We start from the raw sequence: 15,624 nt of genomic DNA on the forward strand, positions 1-15,624 counted from the left end.
CAGGGGGAGCGTGGCTGCGCCAAGCGCAACCATCATCTGAAGACGCTTAAGCATGGGTTTCCGTGTATTCCGTTTCTGGGGCCTGCAACCCACATCCCCCACCGTTGCGGAAGGGCGTCCCGGCGAGATATATTGATACATTGCAGATCGGCGCCCAGGTTTGGCGGAATACCGGAGAGCACCTAACGTATCTGCAGGTCCTGAATGGCCGCAAGGATCTTTCCGTCGGTATCATCGCTGTCGGCTGTCACCGCAAGACCGACCAGAACCTTTGGCATGTCCCCGAACGCACGCACGAAATCGCGATCCAGGTTCACATTCTCGGTGAAGTTGCCGGTTTGTGCCGTTTGCAGAATTTTCGATTTGAGACCCGTCGAGTAGGGGCTGTTCAGCAATGCGCCTTTCGCATGATTGCCACCCCAGACATAAACCAGCGCCCGCGTATTGGGATCACGCAGCAATTTGCGCGCCGTTGTTCGGCCAAGCGTGCTTGCGGTCTGCGGATCGACGAATATGAAGTACAAAGCAAGATTGCGATCATCGCCGCCGCGCCGTGTGAGGTCGGTTCCCTTAACACCCTGCGTGACGGACCATTCCCACATTGCTGCCTTTGCGGTGCCAAGGGCTGCGCTGACCGGACGCCAGAGAACCGAAACCGTGCCATCGGAAATCACGTCCAGCCGCCGACCTTGCAGGCCGTACTCGTTCGAAAAGAGCCGCAAGAGGCCCTGTTCTTTCCAGCTTCCATCGAATGGAATTGTCTTTCCTTGCGCATAGAGGGGCGGGGCGTTTGCAGCTAATGCAACAAAAGCGATGAAAAGTGTCGCTGCGAGGGACCGTATAAACATCTGAACTCCTTTTGCGATGCCGCTGGTCCTGCTTTGATCCCGGTTATCACCATTATGTGCCGTCATGATCCGTTGAATTGTGCCGGGCGCGCGCAACTTCAATGAACATATCCGTGATCATAGATGTGGTTGCGCAATGGTCGTTGCAGGACGCGGGAACGAATTCAGATCATGGAGCGCGACCTTGATCGGCTGATTTCCCGCGACGGACGGATCCAGTAGGCGGCGGAGCTTCCAACCGTTACAAACAAGTACAAAACTCATGGGATACAAGCGCCTGAACACATGGACGCGGGTGCCGATGTGCGTCATCTCTGGTTCAACGGAACCGACTCCCGCACGCAAGGATGGCACATTCACCACAGCGCTTTGGGCTGGGGACAACAGGGTTGAACGCGCCAACGTCCGTTGCGGGAAACAAAATGTGGCCTTGTGTGAAACAGGCAAAGGTAACAAAGAATGCTGACTTCGATTATCCAATTTCCTGACATCGGAACAGAGATTTTTGCCGTTGATATCGGATCGTTCCGCTTTGCCCTGCGTTGGTATGCGCTGGCCTATATTGTTGGCCTCCTTATCGGCTGGCGCATCTGTGTCGCATTGGTCCGCTCTTCGTCAGTCTGGGGGGCCGGGGCGCCGCCGCTGCAACCCAAGCAACTGGAAGACCTGCTGACATGGATCATTCTGGGCGTGATCGTGGGGGGCAGGCTGGGGTTCGTGCTTTTCTATCAACCTCAGTACTATTTTCAGAACCCCGTCGAAATCTTCATGGTCTGGCAGGGTGGTATGTCATTTCATGGCGGCTTTTTCGGCGTGGTCGTGGCCACCTTGCTTTTTTGCTATCGCAACGGCGCACCCGTTCTATCAACGGCGGATCTGCTCGCTGTTGCAACACCACCGGGTCTTTTCCTCGGTCGGCTGGCCAACTTCACCAATAACGAGCTTTGGGGCCGTCCGACCGATGTGCCCTGGGCGGTGGCATTCCCCGGCGAGGCGGCCCAGTCCTGTGCGGGCGTCGTGGGCCTGTGTGGCCGCCATCCGTCCCAGCTTTATGAGGCTCTTCTGGAGGGTATCCTGCTTGGCTCGGTCCTGATCTTTCTGGCCTGGAAACGCGGTTGGCTGCGCTTTCCCGGAAGCCTTACTGGCCTGTTCCTGGCGGGATACGGAAGCGCAAGGTTCCTTGTCGAGTTCTTCCGGCAGCCTGATATGCAGTTCGTCACGCAGGACAACCCGATTGGACATGCGGTTCATTGGGCGGGCTATGGGCTGACAATGGGCCAACTGCTGTCGTTGCCGATGATTATCCTTGGCGCGGCCCTGATCGTATGGTCCCGCAGGCGTGTGACGGTTAATTCTGCGGATCTGGTGTCGACATCAGATTCTTTGTGAATATCCGAGCGTAGTGTTGGCGAAGTGACCATTGCGGCCTGGGTCCGCATATGAGCCTTGGGCGCGTGCTCAATGATGCGGCTTGCGTCCTTTCGCAATCATCAGATGGTGCTCTTGATGATGTACACCGATTGTCATCAGACCAAAGAAACCAAGGCCCTGTATTTGTTCACCATCGCCACCCACGATCAGTGCGACACCATCCTCCATTTCTTCTGACGCAACACTCCAGCCTGTTTCACCGGCAAGGAACGGTGCATGGGCGGGAACCATTGTGTTGATGGCCGACAGGACACGCGGGCTGCCACGCACTTCGAACCGTGCCCCGTCGGGCCGCAGAATGCGGGTGACCTCTGCCTTTCGTGTCAAAAGGTCCATATCGACCAGATGGTCCCTCAGTTTGTCGATATTGACGGCGCCCCAATCGGTTTCGGGATCGGCCTGGAGCAGCACAACTATTTCGGCCAATGCGGCGAAGGCGGACTGGCCGGTTTCCTGGGGCGTCGGACGCGTGACCCATGGATGAATGCATTTGTTGCGGCGTAACGGGTGTCGCAAGCAAGACAGCGAAGAGAACGGGTATCAGTCGCATGGACCAGCCTTTCCTGAGTGTATTCGGATTCAGCCTAGTACCTGATCGGACCCTGAAATATGATTTGGATCATATGATGCCTGAACCCTATAATCTCATACCGCCCTCCGCCTTGCGTCCGCTGACGAGGGCCGCAGGGGATACGGTCTTTCGTCAGGGCGCGCGGACCTGCGGCCTTTATGTTGTTAAGTGCGGGCGCGTTCATCTTGAGCGTGTCGGCCCGGATGGCGAACGATTTATCATCTACCGTGCCGAGCCCGGGATGAGCCTTGCCGAAGCATCGGTGTTTTCGGATAGATACCACTGCGATGCGGTCGTGGCGGAGGCTGGGGCGTTTGTACAGATCGACAAAGCGGCGGTCTTGTCTGCCTTTGCAGATCCGGATTTTGCACGCGCCTATGCGCGGCAAGCGGCACAGCAGATACAAGCGCAACGTCAGGCGCTTGAGATCGTAGGCATCCGCCGCGCAGAAGAACGGGTCTATGCCGGTATGGTGGCGGGCCTGCTTGAAAGCTCCGTTGTCGATTTTGCCAGCGCGCTGCACCTTTCGCACGAGGCCACCTATCGGGCCTTGCGAAAGCTTGTGAATGATGGCCGGATCGCAAATCCGACCCGGGGAACGTATCATTTGCGCCCCTGAATGGATCAGCCGGACCATGCCCGGTTCGAGATAACAAAAGGTGCGGTAGCAAAGCTTGGCGGGTATTTCGCTTGCCCGATAACAATGAGAATTGCTGCCCGCGACGATGACCTGTTTTCAAAGATCGCCGTTATGCCCTGTCTTACTGCTCGCCGCTGAAAGGTCGATTGCCTCAGCGCCGCTTTCGTCGAAGCACCGTGTTTCGATCTGCAGGGTTGCGAAAAAGAACCCGAAGTCCTTACGCAGCATGTCGTAGGCGGTTTGCAGGACCTCTTCTTGATCTGTGACACGCAGATGCGCGGAGAAGACATGCTTGCCACTTGTCAGCGCCCAGGCATGAATATGGTGAACATCGGAAACCTCGTGCAGTTCTTCAAGGGTACGTTTGATTTCAGGCAGACTCACTTCGGGAGGCGTGCCTTCCATCAAAAGATGCGCCGCTTCTTTCAGCAATCCCCAGCTCGCCCATAGCAGGACAAACCCGAACGCCATGCCAAGCAGCGGGTCGATCAGCAGAAACCCGGTGAATTCGATTGCGAGGGCGGTCACGATGATCAACAGACTGCCAACAAAGGTCTGGATGATATGCCAGAACGCTCCCTTCGTGTTCAGATCTTCCTTGCTTTGCTTCCAGATCAGCGCAAGCGAAATGAACTCCGTAAAGAGCCCCCCGGCAGCCGCAATCAGCATCGGACCCGTTGGAAGATCAATTGGCGCAGACATGCGCATGGCAGCCATCGCGATGACAACAACCGCCATGGCCAGCAAGAAGCCGCCATTCACAAGGGCGCCGATGATTTCGGCGCGCGCCCAGCCAAAGCTCCGCTCTTCATCCGCCGGACGCAACGCCATACGCGCCGCGACAATGGCGACCAGCACACCGCCCACGGCCGAAAAGGTATGGAACGCGTCGGAGATGACCGCGATTGACCCTGTCCATAGGCCAATCGCCAGTTCAATCACAAAATAGATGCCGGTCAACTAGGCTGATATCGCCAGCCCCTTGCCGCCGGACGGCATATGCCCCTGATGTCCGCCTGCCATCATCTATCTCCTTAGTTTGCGACTAAAGCCGTACCCGTCGCAGCCGCAGTGCATTGCTAATGACGGAGACCGAAGACAGGCTCATCGCGGCGGCGGCGATCATCGGCGACAGAAGAAGGCCGAAAAACGGGTAGAGAATACCAGCCGCGATGGGCACACCTGCGGTATTGTAGGCGAAGGCAAAAAACAGGTTCTGCTTGATGTTTCGCACCGTTGCCTTTGCCAATCGGCGCGCACGCACGATGCCGACAAGATCACCACCCAGAAGGGTGATGCCTGCGCTTTCCACGGCAACGTCGGCACCGGTGCCCATCGCAATGCCCACATCAGCCGCCGCCAGGGCAGGGGCATCGTTCACGCCGTCTCCTGCCATGGCGATCCGGGCCCCTTCTTGTCTGAGGGAGTCCACCAATGCCTTCTTGTCTTCGGGCAAGACGCCTGCGTGGACTTCATCAATACCCAGCTTTGCGGCGACGGCTTCGGCGGTTTTCTGATTGTCACCGGTTGCCATTATGACCCTGAGACCGAGGCGATGAAGGTCATCGATGGCGTCTGCCGTGGACTCCTTGATGGGATCGGCAACAGCGACAATGCCGGCAAAAGTGCCATCTATCGCCACAAGCATTGCTGTCTTTCCAGATTCACGAAGGTCGTCCGCAGCAAATTCCGCAATCGAAGCGTCAACGTTGATCTCTGCCATCATGGCGGGATTCCCAAGTGCCACGACCTGGCCATCGACCATGCCTTTCACGCCCTTGCCAGTCACGGCTTCGAATTCCGTTGCGTTCGGAAGCGTCAGCCCCCGTGCCAGCGCACCCTCGACTATTGCTTCGGCCAGCGGATGTTCGGAGCCCCGTTCGAGGGCCGCAGCCATTGTCAGCAGGTCATTTTCAGCCTTGTCCCCCGTGGGCACCACGTCTGTCAGCTTGGGGCGCCCTTCGGTGAGTGTTCCGGTCTTGTCAACGATGACGGTATCGACACGCGCCATGCGTTCCAGTGCTTCGGCGTCTTTGATCAGAACGCCAGCCTGTGCCCCGCGGCCCGCCGCCGTTGTGATCGAAATGGGCGTCGCAAGGCCCAAGGCACAGGGGCAAGCAATGATAAGAACGGATACGGCTGCAGTAACAGCGAAGGCGAGCGCGGGATCGGGCCCTAAGAACAGCCAGACAACGAAGGATATGATCGCAATGACGACAACCGTCGGAACAAAGACGGACGATACCCGGTCCGCCAGACCCTGAATCGGCGCGCGCGACCGCTTTGCACCTGCCACCATGTCCACGATCTGGGACAGGACCGTGTCCGCACCGACCTGTGTGGCCCGGATCGCCAATGTGCCGTTCTTGTTGATCGTGCCGCCTGTGACCCGGTCGCCTTGTGTTTTCTCGACCGGCAACGGCTCTCCGGTGATCATACTTTCGTCGATAGATGAATGCCCTTCGAGGACCTCGGCATCGACGGGTATGCTGTCGCCGGGGCGTACCCGCAACCTGTCACCCTCAACAATGTGTTCGAGAGGTGCGTCATATTCCGTCCCGTCCGGCAGGATCCGCCGCGCCGTTTTTGGTGCGAGATCGAGCAATGCACGGATGGCATCACCCGTCCGTTCGCGGGCGCGCAACTCGAGCACCTGACCGACAAAGATCAGCGCAACGATCACAACCGCAGCTTCGTAATATGTCCCGACGCTTTGGCCGTTTCGATACGCTTCGGGGAAAATGCCGGGCAGGAATGTTGCGGCAAGCGAATAGATATAGGCAGCCCCGACGCCAAGCGCGATCAGGGTCCACATGTTCGGCGATATATTCCTGATCGATTCCCACCCCCTTTTGAAGAAGGGAAGAGCCGCCCAGAGAATGATCGGGGTTGCGAGGACGAATTCGATGTAGACAGCCGTCTGATGTCCGATCCATTCCCGCACAGGTAGGCCGACCAGTTCACCCATCGTCAGGATAACCAGCGGAACGGCGGCTGCCGCGCTGATCCACATGCGTGTTGTGAAATCGGACAACTCTTCTGACGGCTCGTCCGATGGAAGCATCGGTTCAAGCGCCATGCCGCAGATCGGACAGGACCCGGGCTCATCCTTCAGGATTTGCGGATGCATCGGGCAGGTCCATTGCGTACCGGCCTCGCCATGTGCTGGTGTCTTTTGGGCGTTTCCCGACGCATAGTAAAATGGGTCTTTGCCAAACTTGGTTTCGCAGTTTTCCGAGCAGAAATGAAAGACCTCTCCATCATACTCGGCACTGCGCGTGTCTTCGTCTATCTCGACGGTCATGCCGCACACCGGGTCGGTCGCTGTATCTGGGTCTGATGCGGTCGAGGTGCGCGTCATGTCGTGATGATGTTCTTGGTCCGTGGCCATCTTCTAATTCCCGTTTTCAAGACAATTGAACACATAACCCTTCCAGTTACTGGAGGGTCAAGACTCTTCCGACAACGCTGCGTATGAATTTTATGGGCCTTCGCGATGCGCGAAGCTCCTGTCAGCCCAGGGTCAGTATCATGTCTTCCGAAACGGACATCGTGGGAATATGCAGGTTCTCCGGTGCCGGACCCTTTCGAATGCGTCCTGCTGTATCATAATGGGAGCCATGACAGGGACAGAACCAACCACCAAAATCGCCGGCTCCGTCACCAAGTGGTACACATCCCAGATGCGTGCAAACGCCTATCATGACCAAGAAATTCTCATTTCCCGCCACTGCCCTGTTTGCATCGGTGGCCAGGTCATCTCCGGATATGTTGGGATTTCTGGCGACGGTATCAGGAAGGGAAAGCACATCTTCCGAACGGGCCTGCGCGATTTCCGCGTCGGTCCTGTGCCGGATGAACACCGGCTTGCCGAGAAAACTGACAGTCAATTGCGTTCCGGGTTCCACACCGGAGATATCGACGCGGATCTGGGACAGCGCGCGGACATCGGCGGATGGGTTCATCTGATTGAGCAATGGCCAGACCGCAGCCCCTACGGCAACCGCGCCCGTTCCGGCGGTGGCGTAGTACAGGAAATCCCGGCGGAGTTGTGGTGTTTGTGTATCCATAGCGATTCACGGTCGCAGCTTCCTGTGGGGGAAGGTCAATGGTAAAGTAGGCAATCACGGTTTTCATTTTTGCTGACATACTCAGACTTAGGAAGCGTTGGTTGACCGATTTGTTCGCCAGAGCGCTGCGACCAGCAACGGTGCGGCAGTCATCAATCCAAGACCGATGATGATCCACTCAGCAGTGCCGAAATCTCCCGACATGGCCTCTGCTCCGAAATGCGCGAGCAGGAAACCGGCTGGAAGAATGCCTGCCAGAGTTGCGATCAGGAACCGCCAAAGGCGCAGGCGGCTGAGACCGGCAGCGTAGCTCATTGCGTCAAACGAGATGAAGGGCAAGAGGCGAGACGCGAACACCGTCAACATCAACAGATTTTGAGAGCCCAATAACCCGAAACCGGCCTTATCCCCAAGCCAGCGCTCAACGTGGTCGCGCCCGATATAGCGGGCGATGATGAATGCCACGAGTGCACCCAGTTCCGACCCGATGGCGACATAGACAGCTCCGGCAACATGACCATACGCCGCGCCTGCCACCAGTGCGACCGGTGCACTTGGAATGGGGCTTGCCACGATCGAAACCATCATGAGCACGATGATGAGCAACGGTCCCAAAGCGCCGGCCCGCTCTATCCAGACCTCGATAGTCTCGCGGGCTATCGCCGGGCCATATCCCATTGCCCATATGGCTATCAAAAGTACGCCAAGCGCAACCACCAACCATAGCCCAACCCGATGCAGGCGCGGTTTGCTAAGCGGCATGGAGCACCAAAAGAAAGAGAGCTGCGAAGACAATTGGCCTTTGCTCGGGCAAGATGAAATGCATAGGCGCAGAGATGACGATCAACAGCCCGCCGGCGAGGGTCAGCCGCTTGATGTGCAATTCGGTTTTCATCTCAAACCTCTATCGAGGAATAGGATTCCCCTAAAGGTTCCTGTCAGCGGAGGGTAAAGGGATTTCTGCGCTAAGCAACACTGAATTGCCCCATCATGCCGCCGTCTTCGTGTTCCAGAATGTGGCAGTGATACATGTAGGGCGCAGCCGCTGAGGCAGGTTTTTCGAATTTCATCGCAAGCTCCACTTCACCATCCACCAGTACCGTATCCTTCCAACCCCTGTTCTCTGCACGCGGTGCCGTACCGTTTTCCGACAGGACCTGAAACCGGACGCCGTGAACATGGAACGGGTGCATCATCATGGCCCCACGCACAATCCAACGCTCGATGCTGTTGAGTTTGGTGGAAAAATTGAGCGTTCCCGAATCGTATGACGCGCCGTTGATCGAAAATCGGTTACCGGACCGCGAGAACATCATCCCCATGCCCATCGACATATCCAGTGACAGACGTCGGACTGGCGCGTCCTTGACCGCAAGATCAGGCAACTGCCCGTCCAGAGAGCCGGGCAGGGCGTCGATGCGAACCGGAAGGGTTGTGTCGACAGCGAAAGGCAGCACGGTGAATGGACTGCCGGAACCGCCGCCGCCCATCATTCCGCCCATGGCCGAATTAATGATATCGTCGGACTTCAAAACACTGTCCCGCCCGCTTGTGAAATCCACAAGCACTTCTGCGCGCTCTCCTGGTGCAAGGGTCAGGCGGTTCAGCGCAATCGGTCGATCCAGAAATCCGGCATCTGTCGCGATGAGATGAAGCGACCGGCTGTCAGACATGGACAGGCGGTAAACCCGCGCATTCGAGCCGTTGACGACACGGCACCGCACGATCCCCTTCGGAACCGCTGCCGACGCGCCGATTTGACCGTTCACAACCATTGTGTCGCCCTGAAACCCGTTCATGGACTGGTGCATGCCGGGATCGTATTTCAGGCGTCCGCGCCAGTTGAACTGACGGTCCTGCAATACAAGGGTCAGATCATCGACCCCGTAGGCGGATGGCAATCCACGGGCGTCATCCGCGTCATCCGTCACCTGCAGAACACCCGCCAGCCCCAGCATGACCTGCCGTGCCGTCGCGCCGTGAATGTGGCTGTGATACCAGGCCGTTGCCGGGGGCTGGTCAAGGTCCAGCACCGGCTTCCAGGTGTCTCCCGGTGCGATGGCCTGATGTGGTCCGCCATCGAACTCACCGGCAACAACCAACCCGTGCCAATGCGCCGACATCGGCTCGCCAAGCGTGTTGTGCACCTCTGCCCGTGTCTCGACCCCGGCCTGCACCCGGATCGTCGGGCCAAGGTATCCCTGGTTGTAGCCGAACGTTTCGCTGGCGGCACCGTCGTCAAAACGGGTCTCGCCCGTGCGGGCTTCCAGCTGAAAAAGCCGGGATGTCGTCGCATCGAGAAGGGGAGGATACGCGAGCCTCTTGTCCGATGCCGCGAATGCAGCCGATGGCAGGGCAAATGCAGCCCCAAAGCCTGCGGCATGGCCCAACAGTTCTCGACGGTTCAACAGTTTCACTTCAACTCAATTCCTCTGGCAGCGCCGCCAGAGCCATATCGACACTGACGACCGGATAACCGCCCGCGATCCAGCCCGGTCCGGCGGCAGAACCGAGCATGCCTTCGGATACGTCAAGAAAGCCGCTGTAGCCAGCCTGCCGAAGACTTCGCATGACGCGGCCAGACCGCCCGCCTGTCGCACAGATGAGCGCGACAGGCCGCCCTTCGGCCCGTTCCCGGGCGGCAAAAAGCCGCTCGGCGAAACGGTCCTCATGCAGGCTGATGGGCCAGGTACCGTCGGCAACGCCGGTGTCGGTCCATTCCGGTCGCGACCGAACGTCGATCATCCGGATCAGGTCCTGTTGCAGCGCATCTGCTGCCATGTCCGCCGACCAGACCTCGGCGGTCTGGGCGACAGCCGAGAAAGGTGCAACGGAACTGGCCAACATCGCAAGGCTTGCGCCGCGGCGCGTCAGAAAGAAGGCCATAATTTGCCCCCATCAAGCTGAGTGCCGCAGGCTTGACCCTTATTCGCTGTCATGATGACCTTCCATGTCCGTTCCGGTGGAAGTACCGTTCATTTTGCTCATCCGTGTACCGGCATCTTCCATCTCGTCCTGAGAGATCTGGCCGTTACCGTCCGCATCGAGATGCTGAAAGCGATCTACCATGCGCGCGCGCATTGCGTCCATATGCAAGGCTTCGAACTCGTCAAGTGTCAACGCTCCATCGGAATTCGCATCGAACTCCCGCATTTTTTCGGACATCTGCGCGGCCATTTCATGAGGCTGTCCACCGGACATCATTGTCGACATCATGTCCCGATCCATCATTCCCATCATGTTGCCCTGGCCACCCATCATAGCGGCATGCATCTTCATCATTTTTCGCATCATCGGCATCATGTCCCCGCCCATCATGCCCATCTGATTGTCGCCATCGCCCATCGCCATGCCGGACATATTCCCGCTGTCAGGCTTGCTGTCGGCAGCCCCGTCGGATTCCGCAAATGCTGTTTGCGCCATGCCAACCGCGATCACCACGCCAAGCGCAATAATTTCTTGTTTTTTCATTTCTCATTCCTTTCAGACTTACCCTAGATACATTGGCGTTATAGCGCTTTGATTAAAGGCCAAGCGCGGGCCGTTTTGTAATCATTTGTCACAGCATCCTGTTACAAACGGTGACAAAGCAACCACTCACAGTTCGCCGGACGATTTGCTAGACAGACGTCGATCCAGTGAATTCATTGAAGAGGCTGATGATCCTTTGACACCTGAAATCGGTCATTTCGCGCTGGCACTGGCCTTGGCCATGGCGCTTGTTCAAAGTGTGCTGCCCATCCTCGGTGCGGGGCGCGGAAACATCCTGTGGATGCAGTCTGCCAGATGGTCCTCGTTCGGTCAGGTTTTCTTTGTCGGCATCGCGTTTCTGGCGCTGATGCAAGCCTTCGTCACAAGCGACTTCACGGTCAAGAACGTGGTGGAGAATTCCAATTCACTCAAACCGATGCTGTTCAAGGTGGCAGGCACCTGGGGCAGTCACGAAGGATCCCTGTTGCTGTGGACCCTTATCCTGACGGTGTTTGGTGCGGCGGTCGCCCTCTTCGGATCGAACATTCCTCTGTCGCTGAAGGCAAGAACGCTGTCGGTGCAGGCCTGGATCAGTGTCGGTTTCCTGACTTTCATGCTGCTGACGTCCAATCCCTTCGACCGCGTTTTCCCTCCGGCAGACGACGGTCAGGACCTCAACCCATTATTGCAGGATGTCGGTCTCGCCATGCACCCGCCGCTTCTCTACTTCGGGTATGTCGGGTTCTCGATTGTCTTTTCGTTCGCGGTTGCCGCCCTGATCGAAGGGCGGGTGGACGCGGCCTGGGCACGGTGGGTACGTCCGTGGACGCTGGCTGCCTGGATGAGCCTGACCGCAGGCATCGCGCTGGGATCCTGGTGGGCCTATTATGAGCTTGGCTGGGGCGGCTGGTGGTTCTGGGATCCCGTTGAGAACGTCAGTTTCATGCCATGGCTGATGGGCACGGCACTGCTGCATTCCGCAATCGTGACGGAGAAACGGGATGCGTTCAAAAGCTGGACAATCCTTCTGGCGATCCTGACTTTTTCCCTATCGCTCTTGGGCACGTTCATTGTCCGATCGGGCCTGCTGACCTCTGTGCATGCATTCGCGGTCGACCCGGAAAGGGGACTTTATATCCTTGGATTGCTGGCCGTTTCGATCGGCGGTTCCCTTGCTCTGTTTGCCTGGCGCGCGCCGACAATGGAGCCCGGCGGCCTGTTTAAGCCGATCAGCCGGGAAGCGGGGCTATTGGTGAACAACCTGCTGCTGGCCACGGCCACCGGCATTGTGCTGTTCGGCACCTTGTACCCGCTCTTCTACGAAGCCGCGACGGGCGGTGAAAAACTGTCGGTGGGGCCGCCCTTCTTCAATGCGTCCTTTATTCCCGTGATGCTGCCGCTCGTCTTTGCGATGGGGCTGGGGCCTTACCTGTCCTGGAAACGTGCCGATCTGGCGGGCGTTCTGCAGCGGTTGCGTTTCGTGGTCGTTCTGGCCGTGCTCGCGACATTGGTGACCTGGTATCTCGCCGAGGGCGGTCCGGTGTTGGGGTATCTGTCGCTGATGCTTGCATTCTGGCTGTTTTTCTCAACCCTGCGGGAATGGGCGATGCGCATAAAGCTGTTTGAGGCACCGTTCCCGGAATCGGTGCGCCGTGCACGCAACCTGCCCAGATCCTCTCATGGGATGACACTGGCTCATGCGGGGCTCGCGATGGCGATGTTCGGATTTATCGGCTCGACGGTCTGGAAATCCGAGGAAATCATCTTTGTCCGGCCCGGTACAGAGGTCAGCATTGGTGGGTTCGATGTCACCTTTGAGGGGGCCGAACGTGTGCGTGGGCCAAATTACTTCGCGGATCGTGGCACGCTTCGTGTGGCCCGGGAGGGGAACTATGTCACCGATCTCTTCCCGGAGCGGCGTACCTATCCGGTCGCGCAAACCACCACCACAGAGAGCGCCATCAGATCGACAATGGCCGGTGATCTCTATGCGTCCATCGCAAATCCGGCCGCCGAGGACGAGAGCACGCAAGGGGCTTGGACCCTGCGCATCCTGTATGAACCTCTGGTCAACTTTATCTGGATCGGATCGGCGATGCTTGTGCTTGGTGGGGGTCTTTCGCTGTCTGACCGGCGGTTGCGCGTCGGGGCACCCCGTCGCAAGGCGACAGCGCCCGCAGCACTTCCTGCGGAGTAGGCATGGGACGTATACTGGCATTCATTCCGCTGGCAATCGCGGCCATTTTCGGGGGGTTTTTTCTGTGGGGCTTGAACCCGGACCGGGACCCGAACAACATTCCTTCGGTTCTGATCTCGCAGCCGGCACCCGAATTCGATCTGGCCGCTGTCGACGGGTTGGAGACGCCAGGGCTTTCCCGCGCCGATCTGGTCGGGAACCCGCGACCGGTCATCGTGAACGTGTTTGCCTCGTGGTGCGTGCCCTGCCGGGCCGAACACGGGGTTCTGACCCAGATGGTCGAAAAGGACGGGCTGACGTTGTTCGGGATCAATTACAAGGACAAGCCGGAGGATGCGACTAAATGGCTTGCTGAGCTTGGCAATCCCTACGAAAGGATCGGGTCTGATCTGAGCGGCAGAGTGGGGATTGAATGGGGCCTTTCGGGCGTACCTGAAACATTCATTGTCGGCTCTGACGGGACGGTGTTGTTCAGATATGTCGGCCCCGTCGTGGGCGAAACGGCGATTTCCACATTCAGGGAAGCATTGATCCAGGCTGGCGCGTTAGCAAGGGGCCAGAACGGATGAGGTATATCGCATTTGCTTTCCTCCTGCTGCTTCCGGTGACGGCCTTGGCGGTCGAGCCAGACGAGATGTTGCAGGATCCTGTACTGGAGCAACGCGCCCGTGAAATATCACGGGAACTGCGCTGCGTTGTCTGCCAGAATCAGGACATCGACAGCTCCAACGCCGGGGTTGCGCGGGACCTGCGCATACTGGTGCGCGAAAGGCTTGTTGCCGGTGACAGCGACAAGGAGGTCATCGCGTACATCCACGCCCGGTATGGCGATTATGTCCTGATGCGCCCGCCCCTGAATCGCGCCACTCTCGCGCTCTGGATGGCGCCCTTCGTGTTTGCGCTTGTTTCGCTGCTTGTCGGCTGGACCGTCATTTCGAGAAGCCGGCGCAGGGCTGCCGCAACGGGATTTTCCGATGACGAAAAAGCGGAAATTGCGCGTTTCATTGAAGAGAACGCTTCAAAGGACGGTTCATGATCTGGTTGGTTTTCGCCCTGTTATCCGTTGTAGGTCTGCTTTTCATGGGCCTGCCGCTGCGCCATCGGTCGTCGCGGACACCCGTCCCGGCTGACGCCACGGATGCGGTCCTCATGGATCAGTTGGATGAGGTTCGGCGGGATCTTGAGCGCGGTGTCATTTCCGACACCGAGGCCACGGCGGCGGAGCAGGAGATCAAGAGACGGATCCTCGTGCAGTCGCGCCGGTCCGTTCTGTCAGATGGGAAACCGGCGGCAGGGGGCCGCTTGATGGTCGTTCTGAGCGCAGTGTTCGTGCCGGTCTTCGCTTTTGGATATTACTCCGCAATGGGCTCGCCAGAGATCCCAGGTGTCGCCTTTGCCGAACGTGCCACTGAACGGCAGGAAGCGGCGGAAATCGCCGAATTGACAGATCGTCTGTACGTCCGGCTCAGTTCAGACCCCGAAGGCGGGCCTTCGGAAGGCTGGATGCTGCTGGGGCAAACCTATTCGAAAATGGGCCGGTATGCGGATGCAGCCGATGCATATAGAGTTGTCGCACAACGACCGGAGGCCGATTCCGCCGTCTTCTCCATGTTGGCCGAGGTTCTGATCTACGCAGAGCAAGGTGTGGTGACACCTGAAGCGGACACCGCGATTGATCGGGCGTACGAACTGGATCCTTCCAATCCCGGTGCTGCCTTTTTCAAGGCAGTCTCGCTCGAGCAGAAGGGCGATGAGGCTCGGGCTCACGAAACGCTGGTGGCCCGGCTGGACGATGCGGATAGGTTTTTCCCGTGGATGGAAAGCTTTGTTGGCGAAGCCAACCGGATTGGCGCGAAGATCGGCAAGGCTCCGATCTCGCTGGCCGACTATGCCCCGAAGACCAGTGCGTCCGGCCCGACACAGGAAGACATCGAAAACGCGCAGGACATGAGTGTGGAGGAACGACAGGATTTCATCCGCTCGATGGTCGAACGGCTGGCCACGCGGCTGGAAGATGAGCCTGACGATCTTGATGGATGGATGCGGCTTGGCAATGCCTATTCGGTTCTGGGTGATACCGCGCCGGCAATCGCGGCGTTTGAACACGCTGAAATCCTGTTGTCGGAGGTGCCGGGAGATGACCCGCGCCGTCAAGCCGTGCAAAGCGCGTTGGAACGGTTGCGCCCGTAGTGGCGTGGGCGACCGTCGCTGTGCAGGTGAATGTGAGGCAGGATCAAGGTTTGGCGCTTAATCGAAAGCCCATCCGGTCCGGCCGTCGTCACAGACTATTTCGTGGGTAGTACCTTCAGACTGACCGACCAAGCGACATCCTACGGGAAGCATGACGTCGTGTGCCGCATCCCGTGTCACGGAAGGGGGCTCAAGTGGGCAAAGCT

16 protein-coding genes are annotated in these 15,624 nt (G+C 58.3%); 6 read left to right on the forward strand and 10 right to left on the reverse strand.

Annotation, left to right across the window (positions count from 1 at the left end):
• Nucleotides 1–182: 182 nt before the first annotated feature.
• Nucleotides 183–950 (reverse strand): DUF3047 domain-containing protein, encoded by a 768-nt coding sequence (locus HKX24_RS16335; protein ID WP_231886351.1) that lies wholly within the window; start codon nucleotides 948–950, stop codon nucleotides 183–185.
• A 357-nt stretch (nucleotides 951–1,307) separates the two neighbouring features.
• On the opposite strand from HKX24_RS16335, the gene lgt reads away from it, so the two are divergent.
• Entirely contained in the window at nucleotides 1,308–2,237 is a 930-nt protein-coding gene (lgt, locus tag HKX24_RS16340) for a prolipoprotein diacylglyceryl transferase (protein WP_050672452.1), read from the forward strand.
• Between the two features lie 69 nt (nucleotides 2,238–2,306).
• Here lgt and HKX24_RS16345 read toward each other — a convergent pair whose 3' ends face one another.
• A complete protein-coding gene (locus HKX24_RS16345; protein ID WP_009824461.1) occupies nucleotides 2,307–2,690 on the reverse strand; it encodes a hypothetical protein in 384 nt (127 codons plus the stop codon).
• A 137-nt stretch (nucleotides 2,691–2,827) separates the two neighbouring features.
• Here HKX24_RS16345 and HKX24_RS16350 point away from each other — a divergent pair, with 137 nt between their 5' ends.
• Nucleotides 2,828–3,469: a Crp/Fnr family transcriptional regulator gene (locus tag HKX24_RS16350; protein WP_108895363.1), complete on the forward strand. Its 642-nt coding sequence runs from the start codon at nucleotides 2,828–2,830 to the stop codon at nucleotides 3,467–3,469.
• Between the two features lie 117 nt (nucleotides 3,470–3,586).
• Here HKX24_RS16350 and HKX24_RS16355 read toward each other — a convergent pair whose 3' ends face one another.
• From HKX24_RS16355 to HKX24_RS16390, 8 genes are all read right to left on the reverse strand, one after another.
• Entirely contained in the window at nucleotides 3,587–4,450 is an 864-nt protein-coding gene (locus HKX24_RS16355; protein WP_227512169.1) for a cation diffusion facilitator family transporter, read from the reverse strand.
• 85 nt (nucleotides 4,451–4,535) lie between these two features.
• Complete coding sequence (locus HKX24_RS16360) at nucleotides 4,536–6,881, reverse strand: heavy metal translocating P-type ATPase (protein WP_043847221.1); 2,346 nt, start codon at nucleotides 6,879–6,881, stop codon at nucleotides 4,536–4,538.
• 121 nt (nucleotides 6,882–7,002) lie between these two features.
• On the reverse strand, nucleotides 7,003–7,560 hold the full coding sequence (petA, locus tag HKX24_RS16365) for a ubiquinol-cytochrome c reductase iron-sulfur subunit (protein WP_009824465.1): 558 nt from the start codon (nucleotides 7,558–7,560) through the stop codon (nucleotides 7,003–7,005).
• Nucleotides 7,561–7,647: 87 nt separating this feature from the next.
• The gene (locus tag HKX24_RS16370; RefSeq protein ID WP_276154113.1) at nucleotides 7,648–8,322 is read right to left on the reverse strand and encodes a TVP38/TMEM64 family protein; all 675 of its coding nucleotides are present in this window, start codon (nucleotides 8,320–8,322) and stop codon (nucleotides 7,648–7,650) included.
• Nucleotides 8,312–8,455, reverse strand: coding sequence for a hypothetical protein (locus tag HKX24_RS16375; RefSeq protein WP_009824469.1), 144 nt, complete (start codon nucleotides 8,453–8,455; stop codon nucleotides 8,312–8,314). Before HKX24_RS16375 ends, HKX24_RS16370 begins: the two co-directional genes overlap by 11 nt.
• A gap of 70 nt (nucleotides 8,456–8,525) precedes the next feature.
• Nucleotides 8,526–9,977, reverse strand: coding sequence for a multicopper oxidase domain-containing protein (locus tag HKX24_RS16380; RefSeq protein ID WP_043847217.1), 1,452 nt, complete (start codon nucleotides 9,975–9,977; stop codon nucleotides 8,526–8,528).
• 1 nt (nucleotide 9,978) lies between these two features.
• On the reverse strand, nucleotides 9,979–10,446 hold the full coding sequence (locus tag HKX24_RS16385; RefSeq protein WP_043847215.1) for a rhodanese-like domain-containing protein: 468 nt from the start codon (nucleotides 10,444–10,446) through the stop codon (nucleotides 9,979–9,981).
• A gap of 39 nt (nucleotides 10,447–10,485) precedes the next feature.
• Nucleotides 10,486–11,031 (reverse strand): calcium-binding protein, encoded by a 546-nt coding sequence (locus HKX24_RS16390; protein ID WP_043847211.1) that lies wholly within the window; start codon nucleotides 11,029–11,031, stop codon nucleotides 10,486–10,488.
• A 196-nt stretch (nucleotides 11,032–11,227) separates the two neighbouring features.
• On the opposite strand from HKX24_RS16390, the gene HKX24_RS16395 reads away from it, so the two are divergent.
• From HKX24_RS16395 to ccmI, 4 genes are read left to right on the forward strand one after another with little or no spacing between them, the layout of a single operon-like run.
• Nucleotides 11,228–13,228 (forward strand): heme lyase CcmF/NrfE family subunit, encoded by a 2,001-nt coding sequence (locus HKX24_RS16395; protein ID WP_043847210.1) that lies wholly within the window; start codon nucleotides 11,228–11,230, stop codon nucleotides 13,226–13,228.
• A gap of 2 nt (nucleotides 13,229–13,230) precedes the next feature.
• Nucleotides 13,231–13,797, forward strand: a complete 567-nt coding sequence (locus tag HKX24_RS16400) for a DsbE family thiol:disulfide interchange protein (RefSeq protein ID WP_009824474.1) — start codon at nucleotides 13,231–13,233, stop codon at nucleotides 13,795–13,797.
• Nucleotides 13,794–14,264, forward strand: a complete 471-nt coding sequence (locus HKX24_RS16405) for a cytochrome c-type biogenesis protein (protein ID WP_009824475.1) — start codon at nucleotides 13,794–13,796, stop codon at nucleotides 14,262–14,264. Before HKX24_RS16400 ends, HKX24_RS16405 begins: the two co-directional genes overlap by 4 nt.
• Nucleotides 14,261–15,418 (forward strand): c-type cytochrome biogenesis protein CcmI, encoded by a 1,158-nt coding sequence (gene ccmI, locus HKX24_RS16410; RefSeq protein WP_043847209.1) that lies wholly within the window; start codon nucleotides 14,261–14,263, stop codon nucleotides 15,416–15,418. The genes HKX24_RS16405 and ccmI overlap by 4 nt, the downstream gene beginning before the upstream one ends.
• The last annotated feature ends 206 nt before the right edge of the window (nucleotides 15,419–15,624 follow it).

It is taken from the genome of Sulfitobacter sp. M85 (assembly GCF_029285915.1).
Taxonomy (GTDB): domain Bacteria; phylum Pseudomonadota; class Alphaproteobacteria; order Rhodobacterales; family Rhodobacteraceae; genus Sulfitobacter; species Sulfitobacter faviae.

Bases quoted from the DNA above. Each gene is read 5' to 3' on its own strand.
- petA (WP_009824465.1), bottom strand. From the start codon at position 7,560: ATGGATACACAAACACCACAACTCCGCCGGGATTTCCTGTACTACGCC.
- HKX24_RS16375 (WP_009824469.1), bottom strand. From the start codon at position 8,455: ATGAAAACCGAATTGCACATCAAGCGGCTGACCCTCGCCGGCGGGCTG.
- HKX24_RS16350 (WP_108895363.1), top strand. From the start codon at position 2,828: ATGGACCAGCCTTTCCTGAGTGTATTCGGATTCAGCCTAGTACCTGAT.
- HKX24_RS16405 (WP_009824475.1), top strand. From the start codon at position 13,794: ATGAGGTATATCGCATTTGCTTTCCTCCTGCTGCTTCCGGTGACGGCC.
- HKX24_RS16385 (WP_043847215.1), bottom strand. From the start codon at position 10,446: ATGGCCTTCTTTCTGACGCGCCGCGGCGCAAGCCTTGCGATGTTGGCC.
- HKX24_RS16400 (WP_009824474.1), top strand. From the start codon at position 13,231: ATGGGACGTATACTGGCATTCATTCCGCTGGCAATCGCGGCCATTTTC.
- HKX24_RS16370 (WP_276154113.1), bottom strand. From the start codon at position 8,322: ATGCCGCTTAGCAAACCGCGCCTGCATCGGGTTGGGCTATGGTTGGTG.
- ccmI (WP_043847209.1), top strand. From the start codon at position 14,261: ATGATCTGGTTGGTTTTCGCCCTGTTATCCGTTGTAGGTCTGCTTTTC.
- HKX24_RS16390 (WP_043847211.1), bottom strand. From the start codon at position 11,031: ATGAAAAAACAAGAAATTATTGCGCTTGGCGTGGTGATCGCGGTTGGC.
- HKX24_RS16360 (WP_043847221.1), bottom strand. From the start codon at position 6,881: ATGGCCACGGACCAAGAACATCATCACGACATGACGCGCACCTCGACC.
- lgt (WP_050672452.1), top strand. From the start codon at position 1,308: ATGCTGACTTCGATTATCCAATTTCCTGACATCGGAACAGAGATTTTT.